The sequence below is a fragment of the Pontibacter sp. MBLB2868 genome, from assembly GCF_051904785.1.
Classification (GTDB): Bacteria; Bacteroidota; Bacteroidia; order Cytophagales; family Hymenobacteraceae; genus Pontibacter.
Map to the genome: position 1 here is coordinate 45828 of NZ_CP196710.1, position 24598 is coordinate 70425.

Consider the following 24598-nt stretch of genomic DNA (forward strand, 5'->3'; position numbering starts at 1 on the left):
GTTTGTATATAACCTTTTTTGCCAGCCGCATCGTAAAAACGATTTGTAATGTTGTATTATTTAAAAAGCAATTGGTATGAAAAGAGGTCTACTACTAACCTTTTTGTTGGCGATACTACTGTCAATAGAAGGTTTTTCACAAGGAGGCAGAACAGTAACAGGTACAGTTACTGACAAAGACACAGGGCAAGGATTGCCCGGCGTTGCTGTACTTGTGAAAGGAACAACTCAAGGTACAACCACTGGAACAGGTGGAACCTACTCTATAAATGTACCTGCAAATGCAAACACTTTAGTATACCGGTTTATCGGTTATACAACAGTAGAACGAACTATTGGAAATGCTGCAACAATAGATGTTGCACTCGGTGTTGATACAAAACAACTTGAGGAGGTTGTTGTAACTGCATTTGGTATTGAGAAAGAAGAAAAAGCACTAAGTTATTCTGTCCAGCAACTTGAAGGTGAAACTGTGTCAAAAGCAGGTCAGCCAAACGTTACAAACGCTATTCAAGGTAAAGTAGCTGGGGTTATTGTAAGACAGTCCAGTGGATTACCAGGTGCTTCTTCTACAATTACAGTAAGAGGAAACCGTTCTTTTTCTGGAAACAATCAACCGCTCTATGTAGTTGACGGAATGCCTATTGAAAGTAACGCTCCACAGCAGTTAGGTGGTGCGGGCCCAGGTACAGGTGGTGTGAGTGGTGCGGATGCTTCTGCTCGTGCTTTGGATATTAACCCTAACGACATTGAATCAATTTCTGTGTTGAAAGGTGGAGCTGCAGCGGCTCTTTATGGACTTAGAGCATCTAATGGCGTAGTTATTATTACAACAAAAAAAGGTAAGGGCCTGGCTGAAAAGAAAGGGGCAACAGTAACATTTAATACTGATTATACTTTTGACAAAGTTTCTGTTCTTCCTGATCTGCAGGATACTTATGCGCAAGGTAGCGGTGGGGATTATAGCCCAACCACATCACTTTCGTGGGGACCCCCAATAAGTGAACTTGGTACAATAACTGATCCTCTTGGAAATCAGCGACCCGGAAATATTATTTTTGATAACGTAGAACCTTTTTTTCAGACAGGCCATACCTGGAACAACGCTATCAACTTTGCCAATAACAATACGTTTGGCAACTATGCTGTTGGTTTTAGTTTCACTGATCAGGAAGGTGTTGTGCCAACAACTGGTATGCAGCGCTATACAGGTAAGATAGCGGGAGATTTTAGGTTGAATGATAAAGTTAACCTTGGTCTGACTGCAAACTACTCCGATATAGATATTGATAAGATACCAGGAGGTAGTAACCTGTCAAACCCCTTATTTACACTGTATGCAGCACCAAGGACTTTTGACTTGTGGGGGCTGCCATATGCATTTCCTGATGACCCATATAGGCAATTGAACTATCGTAGTGCGATTGATAACCCAAGGTGGTCATTGGCAAATAATGAATTTTCAGAACAAACACGTCGCTTAATAGGAAGTGCAAATGTTAATTACAAACCACTTGAGTGGATTGGAATTAACTATAGATTCGGAGTTGACCATTTTATTACAGATGGTAAAGAGGTTTATGAACTAGGTTCAGGTTTTACAGGTGGTAGAACCAATCCCCCTTCAGGAGGACAAATTACAGACTATGCCATCAATCAAAATCAAATCAACTCTAACATATCTGTTAACTTTAACAGGGATCTTACAGAAGATTTGAACGCTAACCTCTTATTAGGTAATGAAGTTTATGATATTCGTAGCCGTCGAATCTTTAATATCGGTAATGGCATTCCGATAGGTGGATTCCGCAACATTGCAAGCACAACGTCGCAGCTTACAAACGAGGTAATCACCAAAAGAAGGGTTGCGGGTTTCTATAGTAGCCTGGAATTAGGATATAAAAACTACCTGTTCTTAAATGCTACCGCACGTCAGGACTATGTGTCAAACTTACCTAGAGATAACCGAAGTTTCTTTTACCCTTCAGTTGGTATAGGATTCGTCTTTACTGATGCATTTCAACTGGATTATGACTGGTTAAGTTTTGGTAAAATCAGAGCATCATATGCCGAAGTAGGGGCTGCACCAGATGATCCATTTGTGACAAGAAATATCTTTGTTGGGGGTGGTTCCGGTTCCGGCTTTTTGAACGATGGTATTGTTTTCCCTTTTAATGGATTAAATGCCTATTCCTTAAGTGACCTGATTCGTTCAAATCAACTCCGTCCGCAGAATACTAAGACTACTGAATTCGGTGGTGACTTAAGATTCCTTGAAAACCGGATCACAATAGATTATACCTATTACATTCAACGAACTGAAGACCAGATTTTCCAGGTTCCTTTAGCTCCATCTTCTGGTTTTACTGCTGAATTAAGAAATGCAGGTGAGTTAGAGACAAAAGGCCATGAACTTGTTTTGGGACTGTATCCTATAAGAAATACTAATTTCCAGTGGGAGATCATTACTAACTTCTCAACCTATAACAATGAGGTGAAATCTTTGGCAGAGGGTGTTGAGAATATATTCCTAGGCGGTTTCGTAACGCCAAATATACGTGCACAAGCTGGTGCTGCTTATCCTATTATTTTCGGTACCTCCTATGTGAGAGATGATGCTGGCAATATTGTAGTAGATAGCCGGGAATTTGTAGACGGTGAAGATAACCCATACTATGGTATGCCATTGCAGGGGCCAGCCAAAAATATAGGTAATGTTCAGCCTGATTATGAAATGACGTTTACCAATAACTTTTCATTTAAAGGTATAACCTTATCTGCTCAGTTAGACTGGCGTAAAGGAGGTAACGCATACGCAGGTAATACACGCTTATTAAAGTTGTATGGTATGGCAGAACTCACTGAAGACAGGGAGACACCAAAAGTGTTTGGTGGAACAAAGGGCTTTATTGATGATGATGGTAATCTTGTGGTGGAAGGACCAAACGACATTGCAATTTTGCAAGGACAAACCTTCTGGCAGGATGCAATGGATGCGATTACAGAATCCAATGTTTACTCCACAACCTTTGTAAGGCTACGAGAGGTTACCCTTGGCTATACCCTGCCAACTACTCTACTTGAGAAAACACCTTTTGGAACTGCAAGCGTCTTCTTTACAGGCCGTAACCTTTTCCTTATTACAGACTATCCGAACTTTGACCCAGAAACAAGTGTGGGAGGTGCCGGTAACTTTCAAGGTCTGGAATATGTGTCATTACCACAAACGAGAAGTTTTGGCGCGGGCTTAAAAGTATCATTTTAACTGAAAGACCTAGAACCATGAAAATTTATAAATTACTAACATACTTTCTCACTATAGGACTGGTTTTCTCAATTAGTTCTTGTAGCGAAGATACACTCGACGAGATAGATACAAACCCCAACAGTCCAACAGATGTTCCTCTTAACCTATTGTTACCACAAGTAGAGGTGGATGTGTCATTTGCAGTTGCTAACACCGATTTGGCTTGGTATTCATCTGTATTTGTGCAACATACTGCCGGGGTACACGCACAGCTGCAATCAGCTGATCGTCGTTCCAGTTTGAACGACGCAACATTAGTTAATAACACTTGGACAACAATTTACGCCACCACCTTACCTGATTTGAATCTTATCATACAGAAAGGATCAACGGGAGGAGATGAGGAAGGTCGTTGGATTGCAGTAGGTATTGCTAAAATTTTAAAAGCATATACGATAGCGATTGCGACAGATAGCTGGGGCAGAGTGCCATTTTCTGAGGCAGGCCAAGGATCAGAATTGAGAAAACCAGTGTATGATCAGCAGCAGCAGATTTATGCCCAAATGCAGACTTTATTAGATGAAGCTATTGCAGACTTGGCAAAAGGAGGGTCAGGCCCAGGTGCAAGAGATCTGTTTTATAACGGAGATGCAAGCAAATGGACAAAAGCAGCATGGTCGTTAAAAGCCAGATATTATAATCGCTTAAGCAATATTGATCCGACACAGTCAGCTCAGAATGCTATAGATGCAGCTGCAAATGGATTTGCAAGTCCAGCGGACAATTTGGTTTTTGATGACTTTACATCTGATGCAACAGGCCAGAATCCATGGTTTCAGGAGGCAGCTGACCGTGCTCACCTCGCAGTTAGTCAAACGTTTGTTCAAACGTTGCAAGGCTTAAGTGATCCACGCTTACCAGTTATGGTTGCTCCGGCTCCATCAACAAATGAAATTACGGGAGCTCCAAATGGTACACAGACGAATGACCAAGCAAGTACTCTTTTTTCAGATCCAAGTGAAGAAGTTCTGAATGCAACAGCTCCAGTACCTCTAATGACTTATGATGAACTTAAATTTATTGAGGCAGAGGCATATTTGAGACTTAATCAGCCAGCAGAGGCATATACAAGTTTCAGGACTGCTGTAGCTGCTGCTATGAGAAGGCAAGCTAATATTTCGGAAAGTGCTATTGATGCATATTTTGCACAACCAAGTGTTCCTTCCGGACCAGCTGAACTTGATCTACAGGATATCATTCAGCAAAAGTGGATTTCTTTCTGGCTTTTCCAGCCTATAGAAGCTTTTGCCGATTATAGACGAACAGACTTACCAGTTTTAACACACCCAATTAGCAAGGCACCGCTTCGCTTCCCTTATCCACAAAGCGAAATAGATGCTAATTCTGAGAATGTACCAAGCGTACAATTGTCAAATGGGGTATGGTGGGATGATGGAACAGAAGATTAGTTTAAATCTTACTTTACAAAAACACAGAGGGCAACGCAGTACTGCGTTGCCCTCTGTGTTTTTGTAAAACTTAAAAATATAATTCAATGCTTAAACATTGAATTATTAAAGGATAGTTAAACCGGTATGTTAGGAGGCACTGTAAACACATTAAAAAGTGCTTGGGTTAGTTAATAAAGCCTATTTGCAAGTTCGAATAAAAAAACGTCCAGTTCGTCGATAAAATATTTTTTTGTGAATGATTGCTTTTAAATGAAAACCTCAATATTATTGACACAAGGATTGAGGCTAATTAGCATTATAGGACGAATTAAGATCTGAAAGCAGCTAATAAAAATCTCTTCTCCATTCCATTTGTCATGCTGCTGTGTCTGTTGTAGAGCGCAACATCATGAAATTTATATTTTCCTGATAAACTTTTAATAATTACATCCTTTCGGAAAGACTTTTAGCCTTTCTGAATCCGGGTATACACTATTTTTTGCCCCTTTCGAAAGGGGTACAGGCTTTTTATTGCCATAATTTTTAACAGACTCACAAACAATTTTAACTAACCTTTTACCAACTATTCACCTACAATCAAACAAAATGAGAAAGCTACTACTCATGAGTTTTGTTCTAACGTTTGCGCTACTAAATCAGGTAGTTGCACAGAGCAAAACGGTTTCTGGTACTGTTACAGACCAGAGCACATCACAGGGGCTGCCAGGAGTTGCAGTCATTGTTAAAGGTACCTCAGTAGGTACAACAACGGGTACAGACGGAACTTACTCATTAAGTGTTCCGGCAGGTTCTAATACACTTATATTCAGATTTATTGGTTACCAAACAATTGAACGATCTATAGGTAATGCAAGTGCAATCAGTGTTGCGATGCCTCTTGATAACAAGCAATTACAAGAAGTGATTGTAGTTGGATACGGAACGCAAACTAAACAGGAGTTCACTGGTTCCGCTGCTTCTGTTTCAGGGGAAAAGATCAAAGAAATGCCGGTTCAAAGCTTTGATCAGGCATTGGGTGGCAGAGCTGCAGGTGTAAATATTGTTCAGCCAAATGGTGTGCTTAACAACCCGCCAGTGATACGCATCCGAGGTACAAACTCAATTTCTCTTAGCTCTTTTCCGCTTGTAGTAGTGGATGGAATTCCGATCAATACAGGCGACGTTTCAGCAACTTCTGCTGCTAGTAATGCCCTGGGAGACATAAACCCAGCAGACATTGAGTCAATTGATATCTTAAAGGATGCTGCTTCCACAGCTATTTACGGATCAAGGGCTGCAGGTGGTGTTTTATTAATCACTACAAAAAAAGGTAAGTCTGGCAAGCCAAGAGTAAATTATGAGGCTTGGGCTGGTGTTACTACCGCAACCAGGCTACCAGATCTTCTGAATGCGGAAGAGTATATGATGATAAAAAATGAAGCGGTTCTGAACCAGAAGATTTTAAGTGGTAAAGGAAACGATGCGACAGTGGCATCGGCATTATTTTTTCCTTCTTATAACGAAGATGGGTCTCTAGTTGATACTGACTGGTACAGTGAAGTTTACCGCAAGGCTTATTCGCAAAACCATAGCTTGAGTGTTTCTGGTGGTACAGATGCCACAACCTACTTTTTCTCTGCAAACCTTACAGATCAGGATGGTTTTATAAAGCAGAATAATTTTCAAAGAAAGGCAGTTCGTTTTAACATAGATCATAAACTAAATAACTGGCTTAGAATAAACGGTGCTGCAAACTATGTGAATAGCTTCAATGCTGCTCCTAACACGGGTTCTGTGCCTGGTTCATCTTTTAACACCAGTGGCTTAGGGCGTCTTGCTATTGTTACGGCTCCAAACGTTGCGCCAAGAAACCCGGACGGCTCATATAATATCAGAACGGATAACACAATGGGTAGAGGGGCTAACCTTACACAATCTGGTTTCACTAACCCACTCCCACTTCTTGATCTAAGTTCATTTACTTCTGAGACAGATCGCGTGTTTGGTACTTTCGGTGCAAATGTTCAATTAGTAAAAGGTGTAGATTTTAAGACATCTTATGCTATTGACAGAACAACCGTGGAGGGGATTTCTTTCCAGACTCCTTTACATGGTGATGGTTTCTCTAATAAAGGAAATGCAACTAATACCATGCAGCGCCTTGATAACTGGAACTGGATCAATACATTGTCTATACAGAAAACTCTAGGAGATAATCACAGTCTGTCTTTCTTGGCCGGATCTGATATTCAGTCTTTCGAGAACAGAGGCTGGGGTGCTAACCGGTTTGGCGTTGCCGACAATTTCTTTAATGAATACCAAGGCAACTTTACTAACATTGCTCCATCTGGCAACTTTATCACAGAAAGAGCCTTTGTTTCAGGTTTTGCTCGATTCAATTATGACTTTGCAAAGCGCTACTTTATGACCTTAAACTTCCGTAGAGATGGTAATTCCGCTTTAGCTGCTGAAAATAAGTGGGGTAACTTTGGTGGTGTGTCAGGTGGATGGGCTCTTTCTGAGGAAAATTTCTATAAGAATTCAGGATTATCTGATATAGCTAATAGCGTAAAGCTTAGAGCAAGCTGGGGTAGAGTTGGTAATGGTAACCTTCCTAGCGCATATGGCTCTATGTTCTTGTATGGCTCAGGCTTGTATGCTGATGTTCCTACACTGGTGTTTAGCCAAGCGGGTAACTCTGAATTAGGTTGGGAAACTAGTGAGCAGACAAACTTAGGTGTTGACCTGGGCTTCCTGAATGACAGAGTACAGTTTGAGTTTACATACTTCAACAATGATGTAAACGGCCTGATCCTGAGTGCTCCTCAAGCACCATCTAAAGGTATTCCAAATAACCAGATATTAAAGAACGTGGGTTCTATGTATAACCGTGGTTTAGAATTTGCCGTGAATGCAACACCTGTTGACAAAGGTAAATTCTCCTGGAGTACAAACCTGAACTTTACAACTATTAAAAATGAAGTGACTGCTCTGGCAGATGGTAACGCTGATATCTTTGGATTTACCGGTAGTCTTGAAATGACAAACGTTACACGCGTTGGTTATTCTGTTGGTAGTATCTATGGAGTTGAGACTGCAGGTGTAAACCCGGAAAATGGTCGCCGTATATTTGTCGACAAAGATGGTAAAAAAGTGCAGTACAACCATGCGGCTCCTGCTTCTCAGCGCTGGACTTATCTTGATGGTACAACAGCACCTGCCATTACAGCAGCCAAAGATGGTAAGATCTTAGGAAATGCGTTACCAACTTGGTATGGAGGTTTCCAGAACACGTTTAAGTATGGTAACATTGACCTGGGCCTTAACTTTACATATTCTGGTGGTAACTACATCTACAACGGTACAAAGGCAGGTCTGCGTGACCAACGTTTCTGGAATAACCATACCGATGTTTTAGACAGATGGACTCCAGAGAACCCGAATACTTCGTTTCCACGTGTAGTGTTTGGTGATAACGTTTCAAACGGTTCTGCGATGGTAATATCAGAAAACGTAGAAAAAGCGGATTTCCTGAAGCTTCAAACTGCAACGTTAGGTTATAGGATTCCAGCATCGTTAGTAAACAAAGCAGGAATAAGCTCATTAAGAGTGTATGCGCAGGCATTTAATGCTTTTGTTCTTACTAACTACACAGGTGCTGACCCTGAAATTTCAACCAATGGTAACTCGAATACTACACCTGGAGTTGAGCGTAACTCTGTGCCTCAGGGAAGAACATTTACTTTGGGTGTAAACGTTGGTTTCTAATATTTAAATTGAATTATCATGAAAAATCAAAATATAAAAGTACGTAAGCACTACCTGCTTAAAATGGCTTTTCTTGCCCTGCCATTTACTTTTGCTGCATGCGATACAGAAGACATGTTAAACCCGGTTCCGGAAACATCTATATCTGATAAAAACGCATTTGATACTCCTGAGAGGATTATAGGCCAGGTAAACGGCTTATACGATGCCATGAAAGACGGACAGTATTATGGCGGTAGGATTGTTGTGTATAATGAGATCCGGGGGGAAGAATGGATAAACCGCCTTACCAATGGTGTGACAGGTTTGCAGACGTGGCAACAGAACGTACAGTCTGGAACAAATGAAGTGCAAAACCTTTGGGGAGCCGCATATGCAGCTATTAATAGAATAAATGTGTTTTTACAAGGGCTTGAAGATAACAAGGCGAAAATTGACCCTACGCTCTATACCCAGTATCAGGCAGAAGCGAAGTTTCTAAGAGCAGTTGCCTATCATAGCCTTGTTACATTGTATGCAAAACCATACAATGCTGATAACGGCGCATCTCCTGGATTACCGCTGCGTTTACAGGCTGAAACAACTACAGCAAACAATGATCTGGCAAGGAGTACTGTTGCCAAGGTGTATGAGCAGATCTTGAAAGATCTTAATGATGCTGAAGCCGGCCTGCCTTTGACTTATGGAAGTGCAGTTTTGAATACAACCCGTGCTCATAAGAATACTGCTATCGCAATGAAAACGAGAGTATACCTACATATGGGTAACTATGCGAAAGTAGTATCAGAAGCACAGAAAATTGTGTCTGGAACTACTTCATTTACTGCACCTACAGGTGTAGCACATGCTTTACAGGCAGATGTAGCCTTGCCATTTACAAATTATACTACAACTGAGTCTGTGTTCTCTATGCCAATGTCTGACCTGGATGCCCCGGGCACTCAGAACCAACTGGGTTACTATTTTAATGCTGCACCAGTTGGTAACGGAGAGTACTACTTAAATGCTGCGGGTATTGTGAATGATGCTCAATGGCCTGCAACTGATGCCAGAAAAGTTAACTTTATAGTTACAGCAAGCGGTAATAAGTACCTCAAAAAGTTCAGTAAACCATCTCCGTTTACCGATTATGTTCCAGTAATAAGGTATTCTGAAGTGTTATTGAATTATGCTGAGGCTGCTGCAAGGACGAACGATATGCCAAAAGCAATTGCGCTTGTTTCTGCTGTTCGTAAGAGATCAGACGCTGCGTATGTTTTCCCGGCAACGTCATTTGCTACACAGCAAGCACTTGTTGATGCTATTCTAAAGGAAAGACGTATTGAGTTGTTAGGTGAAGGCTTCCGTGCAATGGATATTACAAGAACGCTTCAGACATTCCCTGAGAAAACAGGTAGTGGCTTGAATGCACCAGCTGTAGCACCATCTTCAACCGATTATGTCTGGCCAATGCCAAACTCGGAGTTAGCTACAAATAAAGCCTTGTAATTATTGTTAGCTAAAGTATACACAAAAAAGCCCGCCATTGTTTAATGGCGGGCTTTTTTGTGTATACTTCCTTATCTTTGCAGCTATGTTATTACCAAACTATAGCGGCTATACTTTAGAGGCCGGCATCGACGAGGCTGGAAGAGGGTGCCTGGCTGGGCCAGTAGTGGCAGCTGCTGTTATTCTTCCCGCAGACTATAAACACTCCTTGCTCAACGACTCAAAGCAGCTAAACAGAAAGCAGCGGGAACTGCTGCGCGAAGATGTTTTAAAGGATGCTGTTGCCTGGGCAGTAGGGGAGGCAAGCCCTGCTGAAATTGATGAAGTAAATATATTGAATGCTACTTACCTGGCTATGCACCGGGCTATTCAAGGGCTGTCCTTGCCCCCAGCGTACCTGATCGTGGATGGCAATAGATTTAAGACCACGCTGGCTACACCTTATACCTGTATCGTTAAAGGCGATGGGAAATATTTGTCGATTGCCGCGGCATCGGTGTTGGCAAAAACTTTCAGAGATGACTGCATGTGCCGTCTGGCTGACACCTTTGGCATGTATGGCTGGGAGCAAAACGCTGGCTACCCTACTAAAATGCATAGAGAGGCAATTGCCATACATGGCACCACACCATACCACAGGCAATCCTTTACCCTGTTGCCAAAGCAACCAGAGTTAGTTAATAAATAAACGTACTTTTTCTTGAGTTCCCTTTTCCAAAAAATGACTTACTTCATTTTTATCAGATCCAGGAAAAGTGTGAAACTATCAAGTGACGAAGGGCCTTTTTCAAACGTGTCGAACGTGAGTGGCTTAACGATATAACCCGAAACGTTGAGGCGCTGAGCAGCCATTCGGTCACTTTCCTCGTTGGAGGTTGTCATGATAAAAACAGGGATATGGCTAAACTCCGGCTCCCTACGAAGCTCTGTTAAGAATTCAATCCCGTTCATTTTTGGCATATTAATATCCAGGAGGATTACACTTGGTGCTGGTGAAATCTTCTCTGTTCCATCGCCGCGCAGCATGTTCAGAGCCTCGCGGCCATTGCGTGCCACATGGATAGGGTGCTCAATGTTGATCTTCTTTAGCTCACGCTCTACATTCATAATATCCAGGTAGTCATCTTCTACTAGAAGGATATTTACCTCTTTCTCGCTCATTTTTTATAGGTACAAGTGGTGCGTTAAATACAAAACTACTAAAATTATACTTCTTTTACCTCGTCTTTAGGCCATGTAAAGGTAAAAGTTGACCCTTGGCCAGGGTGAGAGGTTAACCAGATCGTGCCTCCTTGCCATTCTACTATTTTTTTCACGATCGTAAGACCAACACCGGTACTTTCCATGGCATCACGCTCCTGAAGGGTCTGGAATATTACGAAAATTCGCTCATGGTAATCAGGGTCAATGCCGGGGCCGTCATCAGACACAGAGAAAACATGTGAATTATCTGTTTCATGATGGCTGACAGTTATTAAACCAGCCCCCTTGTCGTGGTACTTGATCGCGTTGCTGATCAGGTTGCTGAACACCTGCTGCAGCTGAATACGGATAGTATGGATGACAGGCAAATGGTCCTGAACCTCTATGCGGAAATTGGATGGAGGAGAGATCATGTCAACCACTTCTGTCAGCAGCTCATTTACATCAACGGTCTCCTCAATCTGATTTGTGCGCCCGATGCGTGCCAGGGCAAGTATACCGTTGATAAGGTTTTCCATCCGATGCACACGAACGCGCATCATCACTAAGTATTCCTGTATATTGGGTGGCAGCTTACTGCCCATGTCTTCTTCTACCCAACGCGACGCCACTTCGATGCCCCTGAGTGGAGCCTTCAGGTCATGCGATACCACATATGCAAATTGGTCGAGTTCTTTGTTTTTGCGGTCAAGTTCGGTAAAGGTCTCATCAATCGTTGCCGACATTCTGTTAAGTGAATGAGACAGCTGACTGAGCTCATCGTGAGAGGTGTCGATGATCTGGGTTTTATAATCGCCCCTTGATATCTGCTCGGCAAGCGTCACCATTTTTATGATACGCTTCGTGATGATCTGCGTCATGTAGTAGGCCCAACCCAGGCCAAGTATAACGGATAGCATCGTAAGTAAAGTAGAAACATGGCGAGTAGTGTCTATACTTTGATTCAGGCGCTGCCTTCGGTCTTCACGCACTTTGTATTCGTAAGCATTAAACTCCCGGAAAGCTGTCCGTATCGAGTCAATCACAATTTTTTCACCAATTACCAGCTTGTCCACTTTACCGCCAATGTAAACATCATCTGTTATTGTATCGCTCCGAACCATCATGATAAGCGGTTCGGCATACTTCTCCTGAAAGATTTGCTGTAGACGCATGATCTCATCTATGTTCTTTACCTGGTCCGGGGAGTTGGCTACGAAGCTTTTAGTTTCTTTGAACAAATTGCCTAATTGGTCTTTGGCCAGAAGATAAGGTTGCAGAAATGTTTCGTTACCATTTAGCAGATATCCGCGCAAGCCGGTTTCCATGTCAATGATATTACGCTGCAGGGCGGCAGAATTACGCACCACTATCTGAGAACGCGAAACCCATTGTGAGTTCTGGATCACATCCTCCGAGAGCTGGAAGTTTACGATAGCAACGGCAGTAAAAAGCACCGAGATCAGAACGAACCCGACAAATAATTTAACTGATAATTTCATGAATGCATTATACCTATCACATCAGACAATAAACTACTACACAGCAGGTAGCAGCCGAGACAGCAAATGTAGGGCTTATATACTTCCATATCAGTAGAAACAGAAGCAGGGAAAGCTACTACAGTAAGGCAAAACAGTAAAAGCTGCTCAGGCTAAATGGGAGGTATAAGTACAGGTAAATGGAGAGATTTATACGATGGCATGGTAAGTTTGGCTAAATAATCACTACTAACATACGCTGGTAATTGCACAAAGGTTATATACATATTCTTGAATGTTTATGCATTATTAAATGAATATTCCACTTTTCAGGCATTTGGGTTTAAAAGTGGAAAAAGGCAGGATAGGTGTGATTATAAAATTTCTAAAGCGGGTTTATTTTACTTATTTTTGCCCCTCAACCACTTGAACAGCTTACTAAAATGGAACTTAAGAAAATTGCTTTGAATGACGTGCATGTGGCACTTGGCGCTAAAATGGTACCTTTTGCCGGCTATAACATGCCTGTGCGCTATTCATCTGATATAGAAGAACACAACACAGTACGTAATGCAGTTGGTATTTTTGATGTGTCGCATATGGGTGAGTTCATGCTGCGCGGCCCAGGAGCACTGGACCTGATCCAGCGCATCACGTCTAACGATGCCTCAAAGCTAACAGATGGCAAGGTGCAATATTCTTGTTTTCCGAATGAAGAAGGTGGTATTGTAGATGACCTGCTTGTATACCGCTTCAGCGAAGAAGAATATATGTTGGTTGTAAATGCCTCTAACATAGAGAAAGACTGGGCCTGGGTGAACAAGTATAACACCAATGGCGTGGAGTTGGAGAATATTTCTGATGAAATGTCTTTGTTTGCAGTGCAGGGCCCTAAAGCTGTGGAGGCGTTACAGTCGCTTACAAAAATTGACCTGGCCAGCATGGTTTACTATACCTTTGAAAAAGGTGAGTTTGCCGGAGCACAGGATGTTATTGTTTCAGCTACTGGCTACACAGGTGCTGGCGGTTTTGAGATCTATGTGAAGAATGAGGATGCTGTTAAAGTGTTTGAAGCGATCATGGAGGCAGGCAAGGAGTATGGCATCAAGCCAATTGGCTTGGGTGCCCGTGATACACTTCGCCTGGAAATGGGCTTCTGCCTTTACGGGAATGACATTAACGATACGACCTCTCCGCTGGAAGCCGGCCTGGGCTGGATCACGAAGTTTGATAAGGATTTTACGAACGCAGATAACCTGAAAGCACAGAAAGAGGCTGGTGTTACGCGCAAGCTGGTAGGCTTTGAAATGATGGAGAAAGCGATTCCAAGAGCGCATTACGAACTAGTGAACGCAGAAGGTGAGCAGATAGGAGAAGTAACCTCCGGCACCATGTCGCCATCAATGGGCAAGGGTATTGGCCTGGGCTATGTTACAAAAGACTATAGCAAAACAGGCACAGAGATATTTGTCCGTGTGCGTAACAAGGATATGAAAGCGCAGATTGTAAAGCTGCCAATTTATAAGAAGTAAACCTAAGGATATAAGACACAGGACATGAACTGTTTTATATTTTGTTTTCTGTGTCTCTGATCTTAAGTCTTAATTATGCCAAGTATAGATGTATGCTTCAGCCCGGAGCTGTTGCATTTGTATGATTTGAAGGGAAAGGCTGTTGTAGCAGTAGATATTCTGCGTGCCACATCAACAATGGTAACTGCTTTTGCACATGGAGCAGCAGATATTTTTCCGGTGATGCAACTGGAGGAATGCCGCGCTTATGCAGAAAAAGGTTGTCTTACGGCTGCTGAGCGTGATGGTGTAAAAGCGGAGGGCTTTGACCTGGGTAATTCTCCTTTTGGCTATATGTCTGGGAAGGTTAAAGACAGGTCTGTGGCTATCACAACCACCAATGGTACACGGGCAATCCGCATGTCTGAAGCAGCCGATGAGGTTGTGGTTGGCTCGTTCCTGAACCTGCAAGCTGTAGCAGACCATTTAGAAAGTTTACAGCTGGATGTTCTGGTAGTTTGTGCCGGATGGAAAGGCAAATTTAACCTGGAGGACACGCTGTATGCTGGTGCTTTAGTGGAACGCTTACAGGACACGTTTACTTCTGAGAACGATGCGACGCTTGCCTCTCTGTACTTATACCAGGCAGCCAGGCATGATCTGACTGCTTTTTTAAGGCAGTCATCGCATGTGCGCCGCCTTGAAAATCTGGAGATCAATAAAGACATTGAATTTTGTCTGCAGCACGATACATTTAAAGTGCTTCCGGTGTGGCGGCAGGACAGGCTAATTGACCTGAATGCAAAGCGCGAATTGGTTTAGCGCTGTTTCCACCTAAAAAATAAGGGCCGCTCACAGGAGAGCGGCCCTTATTTTTTAGGTGGAAACTTACTGCAGCTTCTCGTTTTGCTTGTGCCGCTCACTGTCTCGATTTGTCTTTTTGTCAAGGTTCTGTTTCAGAGCTTCCGTCAAGTCAATACCTGTCTGGTTTGCCAGGCAGATCAGAACGAAAAGAACATCAGCCAGTTCATCGGAAAGCTGCTTGCCTTCGTCGCTTTTCTTAAACGACTGCTCCCCGTACTGCCGGGAAATGATGCGGGCCACTTCACCAACTTCTTCGGTAAGTATGGCCATGTTGGTGAGTTCATTAAAATAACGCACCCCGTTTTCCTTGATCCATTTATCAACTAGGGCTTGAGCTTCGGTTATGGTCATGTCAGAAAAGGTCTTTATTTTTTGTATCCATCACAATTGTTACCGGTCCATCGTTCAGCAGCGAAACTTTCATATCTGCACCGAACTCGCCGGTTTGTATCTGCTTACCCAGGGCATCCTGTATCAGGCCGATAAAACGCTCATACAGCGGAATAGCTATAGCAGGCGGGGCAGCATTAATGTAGGAAGGGCGATTTCCTTTTTTGGTATTAGCATAGAGCGTAAACTGGCTGATCAGCAATACATCCCCCTGCACATCCAGAACGCTCAGGTTCATTTTGCCCTGGTCGTCATTAAAAATGCGAAGCTGTGCGACTTTACCGGCCATCCATTTCAGGTCTTCTTCGGTATCATCGGGCGTAAAGCCGGCTAAAAGGAGTAGCCCATTTCCGATCTGGCCTTTAATCTGGTTGTCAATTTCTACAGATGCCTGCGTTACCCGCTGAATCACAATACGCATGTGTTGCTATACTTTGGTCCGGGGCAAAGATAGGGAATTGTTTAATCTACGTACCCTTCGTAACGGATACGGTTTACTTTGCCGCTTTTAAGGTAGAAGTGAAGCGAAATGGGAGCGCCATCGCGGTTATATGCTACTATTTCAGTAGGAGTCTGGTTTATAACAACTTCATGGCCCAGGCTTTTCAGTTTGCCCATAAGTTCAGCCTGCGTCATGCCTACCCGCATGTTGTGGCGTAGCACTACATCGTTGCTCTGTATATCGGCTACCTGCAGCAGTAGCTCTCCTGACTGCGTAGGGGCATAAAACTCGATCATCGATTTACCGAAACGAATGGTATATACCGTATCCGTTACCTGTGACTTATGGCGGTTTTCGATGGGGTCAGCGTCCAGGGTAAAGTCAGCATTAATTCTATCGAAATAGGATTCCAGGTGATTGCTTTTGCTGCGGTTTTCTACAAAGGGGTTGCTGAGCACACTAAAGGTAGCAGACGCAATCGAGTTGCGGCGCGTGGAGGTCGTATCAGGCTCAAGTGCAGTCTCATGCTCTTCAGGAACATCATTCTGTTCCTCGGAGGCAGAATCAGAAGTACAGGCAGCAGCAAAGGAATTTACAAGTAACAACAACACCAGCAAACGTACAGCCAGGCTATACCTGCAGCGGTGAATGATGTGACGCGGAATGGGCATGCTAAACGTTTAAGTAAAAGGGGGATTGAATTATACCATACATACGAGAGCTGCCCGCTTAAAAGTTTTAACTAAAAGTATTTTGATAACTGGTTTCTACGTCAGTAAAAGTATAATATTGCGGCAAATATGGTACAATTATGAATATCCAACAAGTAGCACTTATAACTTATCAGAATACAGGCAGTTTTAGCGGAATTTCGGATGAGGAGAATGATAATTTATTCCGGTACTTAACAGAAAAAGGCCTGCCGGTTTCATACCAGATATGGGATGATCCTGCCGTGGACTGGTCGCAGTTTGATTTGGTCCTGCTCAAGTCTCCCTGGGATTATTTTGATAAGATCGATGCTTTCTACGCCTGGCTCGATAAGCTGGAGCAACTGAACTGCCAGGTACTGAACCCTGTAAAAACAGTGCGCTGGAATGCAGATAAAAGATACCTGAAAGATGTGCAGGAAAGAGGACTGAAGATTGTGCCAACAGTTTGGCTGGAGAAGGGGCAGACATTTGACGCTACGGAGGCTTTCGACATACTAGGTACTGAAAAGATCATACTGAAGCCAAGCGTTAGCGGAGGGGCAAAAAACACGTTCGCCCTCACCAGGGAAGACGCAGCGGCCAGTGCGGCAAGTATAAATGCCTTACTGCAGGAAGAGGCTTTTCTGGTGCAGCCTTTTGTTGAGGAGATCAAAACAAAAGGGGAGTGGTCCTTCTTGTTCTTTAACGGGGAGTACAGCCATACCATACTTAAAACAGCCAAGCCCGGAGATTTTAGGGTGCAGCACTTTTTTGGTGGTACCATACATACACCTGAGCCACCTGCCGCGCTACTCGAAACAGCGCACAACATTGTAGATAACTTTGCCTCTGACTGCCTGTATGCCCGGGTAGATGGCGTGGAGATAAACGGAGAGCTATACCTGATGGAGCTGGAGCTGATCGAGCCTTTCCTGTTTATGGCCATGAGCGAAGGGTCGCTGGAGCGCTACTATCAGGCTGTAATGGACCACCTGCAGGTACCCGCACTTTAGTCGCTACTTCTGATCAGCATCGTGGAAAACAAGGAGAGGGACGTTTGCATGTAGCACCAGTTTTTGTGCCAGGCTGGGGTTTAAGATTTTGCCGAACATACTTCGTTCATGCGTGGTTAAGGCCAGTATATCGATGCCCTCTTGTGCAACAAATTTTTGCAGCGCTTCAGCAACGTCGTCGCCTTCGAGCAGGATATATTTAATGCTTTGGTCAATTGCATTCTTTTGCAGTTTTTCACGTAGCTGGCTCAGCTTGTCCTGCTCTTTCAGGTCAGGTGCTCCGTCAGAGATATGAATGCAATAAATAAAGGGTTGATAAGCCTGGAGTAGCTGCTGGAGTTGTATGATGGATCTGCTGTCTGTTTTACTGAAGTCGGTGGCATAAGCTACCTTGCTCAGGGTATTGCCCTGGTAAGCATTCGGAATAGTGAGTACAGGCACTTTCAGCTCCTGCACCACTTTGGTGCTTACGGTTCCGAAAAAAGAGCGTGCGATGTTGGCTTCTCCTTTGGTGCCCATGATCAACAGGTCTGGTTTATACCGTGTAGCTTCCTCCACTATTTTATCCTCGGGTAAGCCATGTATAAAAGCACGTTCAATGTAAACCTGCTTGCCCTGGTCACCAGCTTCACGTTGCAACAGCCGGTACTGCTCTTCAAGCATCTCCTGTGCTTCTGTTTCGTTGCGGTACAGCACGCGTTCTGTAATTTCTTCGGAGGCGGTCATCTGATCAGGTGCCAGCGTGTCTGTATCCGCGTCTGCCAGGTAATCCTGGAAACAGTGCAGCAGGAGCAGTTGCGCATGCTCAGTATTGGCTGCTATGTGAAAGGCGTAAAGGCATGCCTTCTCTGATTCTTCACTAAAGTCTACAGGTACTAAGATCTTAAACATAGATTTCATATGGTTTGGCCTCCTTATACGTATGCCTGTTCTGTAATTGTTATTGCTGCATGGGTGAACTTAATTTTACTGGCATGTTAACATCCTGTTGCATATTTGCAACTGTCAGGATTCAAAAAATTAGGTTAAGTTTGTAATCCGAAAACGCTTGCCATGCCAAAACGCATCGTATTCTTCTTCATTGGGTTTGTTGTACTCGCTTCATTAGCCTACTATGGGTTTAACCGCTGGAAAGATTCCAGGGAGAAGGTAGACCTGTGGGCTTTGGTGCCGGAGAGTGCCGCCTTCGTTGTGGAGACCAATAACCACCTGGCCCTGGTGGAGCACCTGCACGAAACAGGCTTGTGGGAAAGCTTTACAACCTTAGCAGCCGCCAGGCAGCTGGAGGAGAACATGGCTTATTTAGATAGTGTAGCCCCGGGCAGCCAAAGACTGGCGCGTTTCCTGAACCAGAAAAATATACTCACCTCTATTCATGTTATTGGTAAAACAGACCTGGAGTTTGTGTACTATGTGCCTGTAAATACCGTTGGAGAACACCGCTTTATACGCACCCTTACCGAGAACATCAATAAAAGTGAGGTATACGAAGAAGAATCCAGGGAATACCAGGGAGTGCTGCTGACCGACATTAAAAATACACGGCTCGGTACCACCTTAACTTATTTCACTTACCACAACAACGTTATAATTAGCCCCTCACCGGTACTGATTGAAGAAATTGTGCGCCGGATTAACAGGGGCAACCTGGTTTCTGTTGCTGCTGATTTTAAAAGCACCAACTACCTCGAACAGCCGGATGTATACGCTAATGTTTTCATAAATTACCGTGCATTGCCTGATGTACTGGGCCTGTTTTTAGAAGATGAGCTGATGCCACAGGTACGTTACCTCTCCAGTCTTTGCCGTGCAGGTATGCTGGAGCTAAAGCTGCAGAACGATAAGGTATTTCTGAACGGTTTTTCGGAGCCGGAAACTTTAAAGCGCTCTTTTCACAGCAATATCAGTCCTGTTAAACCACAGCCTCTTGGTGTAAAAGAATACCTCCCGAACCGTACAGCTTTTATGATGCACTTCGGGCTGCAGGAAGTCGCGCGTTTGCGCAGGCAGTACCTGGATAAAGAGGCCGCCGGATCTGCGTATGGCGCACAGGTAGACAGCCTGGCCAAAACGTTCAGCAAAGAAGTGGCGTTGGCTTACATGGAGTCAACGTCGATGAGCGTGAGTCCGGAAAAGGTGGTATATGCCCATATTGGCAACACCAGCCAGGCAGAACGCCTCCTGAGCAGGCTGAACCAGCGGGTGAACGATGCCCGGAAAAAGAAACCTTATACTGAGCGCTACGGCAGCTATACTATTCAACTGATTGATGTGCCAGAGTTGCCGGCAAAACTGTTCGGGACGCTCTTTTCAGGCTTTAAGCAGAGTTATGTGGTGGAGGTTGATAATTACCTGATCTTTTCAGACAACATGAGCTCTCTGCGCAACCTGCTGGATGATATCTCAGCAGAAGATGTATGGGGCAAATCGGTGGCACAGAAGGCCTTTATCGACGAAACACTACAGGAGGCAAACTTCAGCCTGTACATTAACACTGTAAACGCCTGGTATATGCTTAGCCGCTACATGACGAATGAGAGCCGGGAGGACCTGTTACAGAATGCTTCCCTGATAAAGCGGTACAACCAGGTAAGCCTTCAGTTCTCCAGTGTCGACAAGCAGTACTATACCAGTTTCGTTTTCAGGAAGCAGGAGCGAGGCCCGGCAGCCGGGGAAGAGAACTTTGTTACAGAGCTTGTGCTACCCTTCGATTCGCGCCTCTCCACACGCCCTTACCCCATACAGAATGCCGTTGACAGAAGCAAAGAAGTAGTAGTACAGGACTCAGCGGATGTACTGATCAATATTGCGGCAACCGGTAAGCGTGGCTGGACGGACACAGTGGGAACATCGATCAGGGGTGGAGTAAAGCAGATCGAGTTCGGGCCCGATAACAAGCTGCGCTACCTTTTTGCTACAGCTAACCGCATTCATGCCATCACAAACCAAGGCCAGAATCTTGATAATTTCCCTTTTAACCTGGGAGACTCAGTAAACATACAGCACCTGACTGTTTTTGATTATGAGAAGAATGGTGATTACCGTTTGCTGGTAGATGATTACTTAGGTAACTTATACATGTACGACATGCGGGGGGATGCTGTGGGAGGCTGGCAGCCGCGCCGAATGGATTACAGACTGGCTGCGGAGCCACAACACATTCGCGTTGGTGGCCGTGATGTGGTGCTGGTACTACTGGAGAACGGATATGTGTATGCCCTTAACCGATCCGGAGATGCTTATCCTGGTTTCCCGATCAGCCTAAAGTCTCCTTTAACCTCTGGGGCTGTAGTTAAGTCCGGCACAGATCTGCGAAGTACAGAAGTTACAGCAGTTACCAAGTATGGCAAAGTGATCACTTTCAACCTGCAGGGGAAAGTGCTGAAAAGGGAACAGCTGCTACGGCCAAGCAAAAGTGCCTTCTTTGACCTGGTGCAGGAAGGTAGCAATGGAAGGTCGTATGTAATCGTGCGCCAGGATCAGGGGAAAGTGGCGCTGTTTGACCAGGACCTGAACCAGATATTTGAGAAACGGTACGTAACTTCCGCCCCCAAAATTGTACAGTATTTCCATTTTGGAGGAGACAACAAGATATTTGCCGTTACAGAAACCGGCCCTCAGAAAACATTTCTGTATAATGCCAAAGGCAAGTTAATAGGCAACACCACTTTTGAGAATAACCAGCCTGTAACGATCTACTATAATGAGATCGCCAATAACTACAGCCTGTACAAGGTATTCCGCAACGAGTTGAAGAAAGTCACCTTCAAGTTGCCAGGCTAAGCCCCTTTACATCTCTAAAAGCTCCTGAACCAGCCTTTCCGGTAAAAGAAGTAGATCTGCAACAGGATCAGGATCGACATAAGGCCAAGCAGGATGGGATAAGAGTAGGGCTGGTATAGCTCTGGCATACTAAACCGGAAAACTTTCCCGGAAGCAGGGTCTTGATGTGAGAAATTCATACCGTACAGGCCTACAATAAAGCTAAGCGGAATAAAGATACTCGAGATGATGGTCAGTACTTTCATGATCTCGTTCATACGATTGCTTACCGTAGACATATAAAGTTCAACCAGGCTTGAGGACATCTCCCGGTGGTTTTCGATCAGGTCTATCAGCTGTACGGCATGGTCGTAAGCATCCCGGAAGTATACTTTTAAACTATCAGGGATCGTGGTTTCATCCAGCCGCAATAACTCAGTCATGATGTCGCGCTGTGGCCAGGTGATACGTCGTAGCTTTATCAGCTCACTTTTAAGGTCCAGCACCTCGGATAAAGTGTTTTTGGAGGGCTCACGCAACACCTGTTGCTCCAGGTCTTCCATGTAAGTGCCGATGTCCGCCATTACCGGGAAATAGTAGTCCAGCACAACATCGAGCATCGCATATGCCATATACAGGGTTGGTCGCTGGCGTATCACACCTTTCCCTATCCTGATTCGCTCACGCAGAGGATCCAGGCAATCACCGTAGTCGCTTTGTAGGGTAAGCACATAATTAGCACCCGTGAACAGTGATAGCTGCACATCGTCCAAAGACTTAAATTCAGGAGACCAGCGAAGCATGCGTGTGATGATGAAAAGGCGGTTATCCCCAAATTCTTCAACTTTTGGCCGTTGGTAGTCATTCAGCACGTCTTCTATCTGCAGCGGGTGCAGGCTAAAATCCACAAGCAGTCGCTCCAGCACAGCCTGGTCGCTGTAACCCCGAATATCGATCCAGTGCCTGGCTTCAGGCTTGGCCTTTACATGCTTTATAAGTTCGTCATACGAGGGCAGCTCCTGCTCATCCAGAAAAGTTTCTGTGAAGGACATCAGGAAGAACCGTGGCTTATAAGCCTCTGAAGGTACTGCAATAGATCCCGGTCTTGTTCCAGCCTTGCGTTCAAGGATCCTTTCGCGGGAGCGTTTCTTTTTGTGTTTGGCCATGAGGCAATATATTAAGTTAGCGGCTCAGAATGTAATAAATTTATGCTTTCCGCTACTCCAGCACGTGCACAGTCACCTCTTCCATATCCTGTAGCTTTGTTTTGATCTCCTCTTCCAGCTTTTTTCTTACTTCCACTGTTAAGCGGCAATCAAGCTCAAACTGCTGGTCGCGTACCTGCAGGTCATACTCTTTCACCAGGCTCATTACGTCATTCATCTGTGGGTAGGCATAGTGCGCCTGTAACAAAACAGTCTCGTGTTTTTCTATCACAACGGCATGCTCCAGGGCATCGGCGGTGGCTGTTTTATAGGCATGTATCAGGCCGCTCACACCAAGTTTGGTGCCGCCAAAGTACCGGATTACTACTACAAGTATATTGCTGAGATCAGCTGAGCGGATCTGGCCGAGTATAGGATCGCCGGCAGAGTGATTGGGCTCACCATCATCGTTTGCGCGGTAGCGGCTTTTATCGGCGCCCAAACTGTAAGCATAACAGTGGTGGCGGGCATCAAAATACTTTTTGCGCAGCTCAGCCAGAACCTCCTTCACCTCCTCCTCTGTATAAACAGGATAAGCAAGCGCGATAAATTTACTCCCTTTCTCCTTGTATAATCCTTCGGAGGGTTCCTCTATCGTTCTGTAAGTATCTTCTGTTACCATAAGTTAGTTAAGATAAGCAATAATTTCCTGATAAGAGATAAGCAGCAGGGCAAGTATGGCCACACCTATACCTAACAGGTTGAGCCTGCTTAGCTTCTCATGGAAGAAAATAACAGCGCCCAGCGCTCCCACGAGTATGATACCGATGTTATTGACCGGATAAAGAAAAGCACCATCGTTACCAAAAGCGGAAAGCGCCAGTATCAGGAAAAAGATGGAGAAATAATTGGGAACGCCCAGCACGATGCCTGCTAGAATACTGCGTCTGGAGAAAGCAGACCTAAGTATCACCAGCTGGTAAAGTAATACCAAACCGCCCACTCCAGCCGATGTCGCAAAGGTGAGCATGGTAAACTGACCTGCCTCATCGGGCTGCAGGTGGTGCTGGTTGGTATAGTTGATCAGGGAGTCGGCAATACCGCTGTTCAGGAAAATGATGAGGGGCAGCAGCAGGGCGACTGCAGTGGATGTTTTTACCTGGCTGTTTTTACGGGGCCGGATAGAGGTCATGACAATAGCCGCAAGTGCCGCCACCATGCCTACATAGTTTACCAGGGTATATTCCTTGAGGCTTGTTTTTAATACCAACAGACTAAAAAGTACAGGTATTACAAGTGATATTTTAGCTGCAACAGAAGTTGCTGTGACTCCTACTTTTTGGGTAGTAAGCGCCATCAGGTAAAAGGTGAGAATAAAAATAGTACCCAGTGCCATAGCAAAATAAGCCCAGGTGCGGGTGAAAATCTCTGGTTGCAACACATCAGCGCCTCCCGGAAAACACAGCCCCACTACCACGCAAACCATGTAGTTAATAACAATGGCCTGGAAGGTATGAATGTTAAACTTCTGGAAAAGCTTAAAGATAAAAATAAGGGAAGCGCTTACTAAAACGCTGAGGATAAGGTAAAGCATAGATCAGTTTGCTACAGGTAAAGTGCCTGCACAGCACGTAAATTTAGATTATCTGGCATCAAGGGCAAAATGAGCAGGCAAAAGTATGGCTACTTTAAGTATATTCGTTTTTATTTCCATAGCAATTAACCCTTTAACTTGCCTGATACTCCATACCTGATATCGTTCCATCGCAGCGGGAAACCGCAGGAGGGATATATTTCGAGCACCCAGTATGCCGATATGGTGCCATTTGCCATAAAACGTGTTTTCTGGACCTATGATACCCCAACAGAAATAGTGCGGGGCAGGCATGCACACAAGGCTACACAACAGGTTTTAGTGGCTTTGGCCGGGAGAATTAAAGTAGAGCTTGATGCTGGCAAAGGCAGCAAGGAAATGTATGAGCTCTGTGATCCGGTTACAGGCCTGTTCCTTCCGCAAATGCATTGGGCCAACATCCATTTCTCAGCAGGAGCTATACTGCTAAGCATGGCTTCCTCTGATTTTGAAGAGCTTGATTATATCCGTGATTACGAGGCGTTTCTAGAAGCTGTGAAGCAGAGCAAATCTTCGCAGACTTAAGCAT

19 protein-coding genes are annotated in these 24598 nt (G+C 44.4%); 10 read left to right on the top strand and 9 right to left on the bottom strand.

The features are described 5' to 3' along the window. The first annotated feature begins 76 nt into the window (after nt 1–76). From ACSX1A_RS00185 to ACSX1A_RS00205, 5 genes are all read left to right on the top strand, one after another. The gene (locus tag ACSX1A_RS00185; protein WP_439881580.1) at nt 77–3265 is read left to right on the top strand and encodes a SusC/RagA family TonB-linked outer membrane protein; all 3189 of its coding nucleotides are present in this window, start codon (nt 77–79) and stop codon (nt 3263–3265) included. A gap of 17 nt (nt 3266–3282) precedes the next feature. Further along, the gene (locus ACSX1A_RS00190; RefSeq protein ID WP_439881581.1) at nt 3283–4716 is read left to right on the top strand and encodes a SusD/RagB family nutrient-binding outer membrane lipoprotein; all 1434 of its coding nucleotides are present in this window, start codon (nt 3283–3285) and stop codon (nt 4714–4716) included. Between the two features lie 588 nt (nt 4717–5304). Continuing rightward, the gene (locus ACSX1A_RS00195; RefSeq protein ID WP_439881582.1) at nt 5305–8466 is read left to right on the top strand and encodes a SusC/RagA family TonB-linked outer membrane protein; all 3162 of its coding nucleotides are present in this window, start codon (nt 5305–5307) and stop codon (nt 8464–8466) included. An 18-nt stretch (nt 8467–8484) separates the two neighbouring features. Beyond that, the gene (locus ACSX1A_RS00200; protein ID WP_439881583.1) at nt 8485–9954 is read left to right on the top strand and encodes a RagB/SusD family nutrient uptake outer membrane protein; all 1470 of its coding nucleotides are present in this window, start codon (nt 8485–8487) and stop codon (nt 9952–9954) included. An 85-nt stretch (nt 9955–10039) separates the two neighbouring features. After that, complete coding sequence (locus tag ACSX1A_RS00205; protein WP_439881584.1) at nt 10040–10642, top strand: ribonuclease HII; 603 nt, start codon at nt 10040–10042, stop codon at nt 10640–10642. A 38-nt stretch (nt 10643–10680) separates the two neighbouring features. On the opposite strand, the gene ACSX1A_RS00210 is transcribed toward ACSX1A_RS00205, so the two are convergent. Both ACSX1A_RS00210 and ACSX1A_RS00215 read right to left on the bottom strand, forming a co-directional pair. Further along, nucleotides 10681–11115, bottom strand: a complete 435-nt coding sequence (locus tag ACSX1A_RS00210) for a response regulator (protein WP_439881585.1) — start codon at nt 11113–11115, stop codon at nt 10681–10683. Nucleotides 11116–11159: 44 nt separating this feature from the next. After that, nucleotides 11160–12638: an ATP-binding protein gene (locus ACSX1A_RS00215; protein WP_439881586.1), complete on the bottom strand. Its 1479-nt coding sequence runs from the start codon at nt 12636–12638 to the stop codon at nt 11160–11162. A 422-nt stretch (nt 12639–13060) separates the two neighbouring features. Here ACSX1A_RS00215 and gcvT point away from each other — a divergent pair, with 422 nt between their 5' ends. Then, complete coding sequence (gene gcvT, locus ACSX1A_RS00220) at nt 13061–14149, top strand: glycine cleavage system aminomethyltransferase GcvT (RefSeq protein ID WP_439881587.1); 1089 nt, start codon at nt 13061–13063, stop codon at nt 14147–14149. Nucleotides 14150–14224: 75 nt separating this feature from the next. Beyond that, complete coding sequence (locus tag ACSX1A_RS00225) at nt 14225–14950, top strand: 2-phosphosulfolactate phosphatase (protein WP_439881588.1); 726 nt, start codon at nt 14225–14227, stop codon at nt 14948–14950. Between the two features lie 66 nt (nt 14951–15016). Here the strand turns inward: ACSX1A_RS00225 and ACSX1A_RS00230 are convergent, their stop codons facing one another. From ACSX1A_RS00230 to ACSX1A_RS00240, 3 genes are read right to left on the bottom strand one after another with little or no spacing between them, the layout of a single operon-like run. Next, on the bottom strand, nt 15017–15343 hold the full coding sequence (locus tag ACSX1A_RS00230) for a nucleotide pyrophosphohydrolase (RefSeq protein ID WP_439881589.1): 327 nt from the start codon (nt 15341–15343) through the stop codon (nt 15017–15019). A 1-nt stretch (nt 15344) separates the two neighbouring features. Beyond that, the gene (dtd, locus tag ACSX1A_RS00235) at nt 15345–15803 is read right to left on the bottom strand and encodes a D-aminoacyl-tRNA deacylase (RefSeq protein WP_439881590.1); all 459 of its coding nucleotides are present in this window, start codon (nt 15801–15803) and stop codon (nt 15345–15347) included. A gap of 41 nt (nt 15804–15844) precedes the next feature. Then, entirely contained in the window at nt 15845–16495 is a 651-nt protein-coding gene (locus tag ACSX1A_RS00240; RefSeq protein ID WP_439881591.1) for a hypothetical protein, read from the bottom strand. 140 nt (nt 16496–16635) lie between these two features. Between ACSX1A_RS00240 and ACSX1A_RS00245 the strand changes: the two genes are divergently transcribed. Then, the gene (locus ACSX1A_RS00245) at nt 16636–17529 is read left to right on the top strand and encodes an ATP-grasp domain-containing protein (RefSeq protein WP_439881592.1); all 894 of its coding nucleotides are present in this window, start codon (nt 16636–16638) and stop codon (nt 17527–17529) included. Between the two features lie 3 nt (nt 17530–17532). Here the strand turns inward: ACSX1A_RS00245 and ACSX1A_RS00250 are convergent, their stop codons facing one another. Then, nucleotides 17533–18420, bottom strand: coding sequence for a universal stress protein (locus ACSX1A_RS00250; RefSeq protein WP_439881593.1), 888 nt, complete (start codon nt 18418–18420; stop codon nt 17533–17535). A 162-nt stretch (nt 18421–18582) separates the two neighbouring features. Here ACSX1A_RS00250 and ACSX1A_RS00255 point away from each other — a divergent pair, with 162 nt between their 5' ends. Next, nucleotides 18583–21312 carry a hypothetical protein gene (locus ACSX1A_RS00255; RefSeq protein WP_439881594.1) on the top strand — a complete coding sequence of 910 codons (2730 nt, stop codon included), beginning with the start codon at nt 18583–18585 and terminating at the stop codon, nt 21310–21312. Nucleotides 21313–21326: 14 nt separating this feature from the next. On the opposite strand, the gene corA is transcribed toward ACSX1A_RS00255, so the two are convergent. From corA to ACSX1A_RS00270, 3 genes are read right to left on the bottom strand one after another with little or no spacing between them, the layout of a single operon-like run. Then, entirely contained in the window at nt 21327–22457 is a 1131-nt protein-coding gene (corA, locus tag ACSX1A_RS00260) for a magnesium/cobalt transporter CorA (protein ID WP_439881595.1), read from the bottom strand. Between the two features lie 52 nt (nt 22458–22509). Next, complete coding sequence (locus tag ACSX1A_RS00265; protein WP_439881596.1) at nt 22510–23118, bottom strand: IMPACT family protein; 609 nt, start codon at nt 23116–23118, stop codon at nt 22510–22512. 3 nt (nt 23119–23121) lie between these two features. Next, on the bottom strand, nt 23122–24030 hold the full coding sequence (locus tag ACSX1A_RS00270; RefSeq protein WP_439881597.1) for a hypothetical protein: 909 nt from the start codon (nt 24028–24030) through the stop codon (nt 23122–23124). A gap of 138 nt (nt 24031–24168) precedes the next feature. Here ACSX1A_RS00270 and ACSX1A_RS00275 point away from each other — a divergent pair, with 138 nt between their 5' ends. Next, a complete protein-coding gene (locus ACSX1A_RS00275; RefSeq protein ID WP_439881598.1) occupies nt 24169–24594 on the top strand; it encodes a sugar 3,4-ketoisomerase in 426 nt (141 codons plus the stop codon). Nucleotides 24595–24598 lie beyond the last annotated feature (4 nt).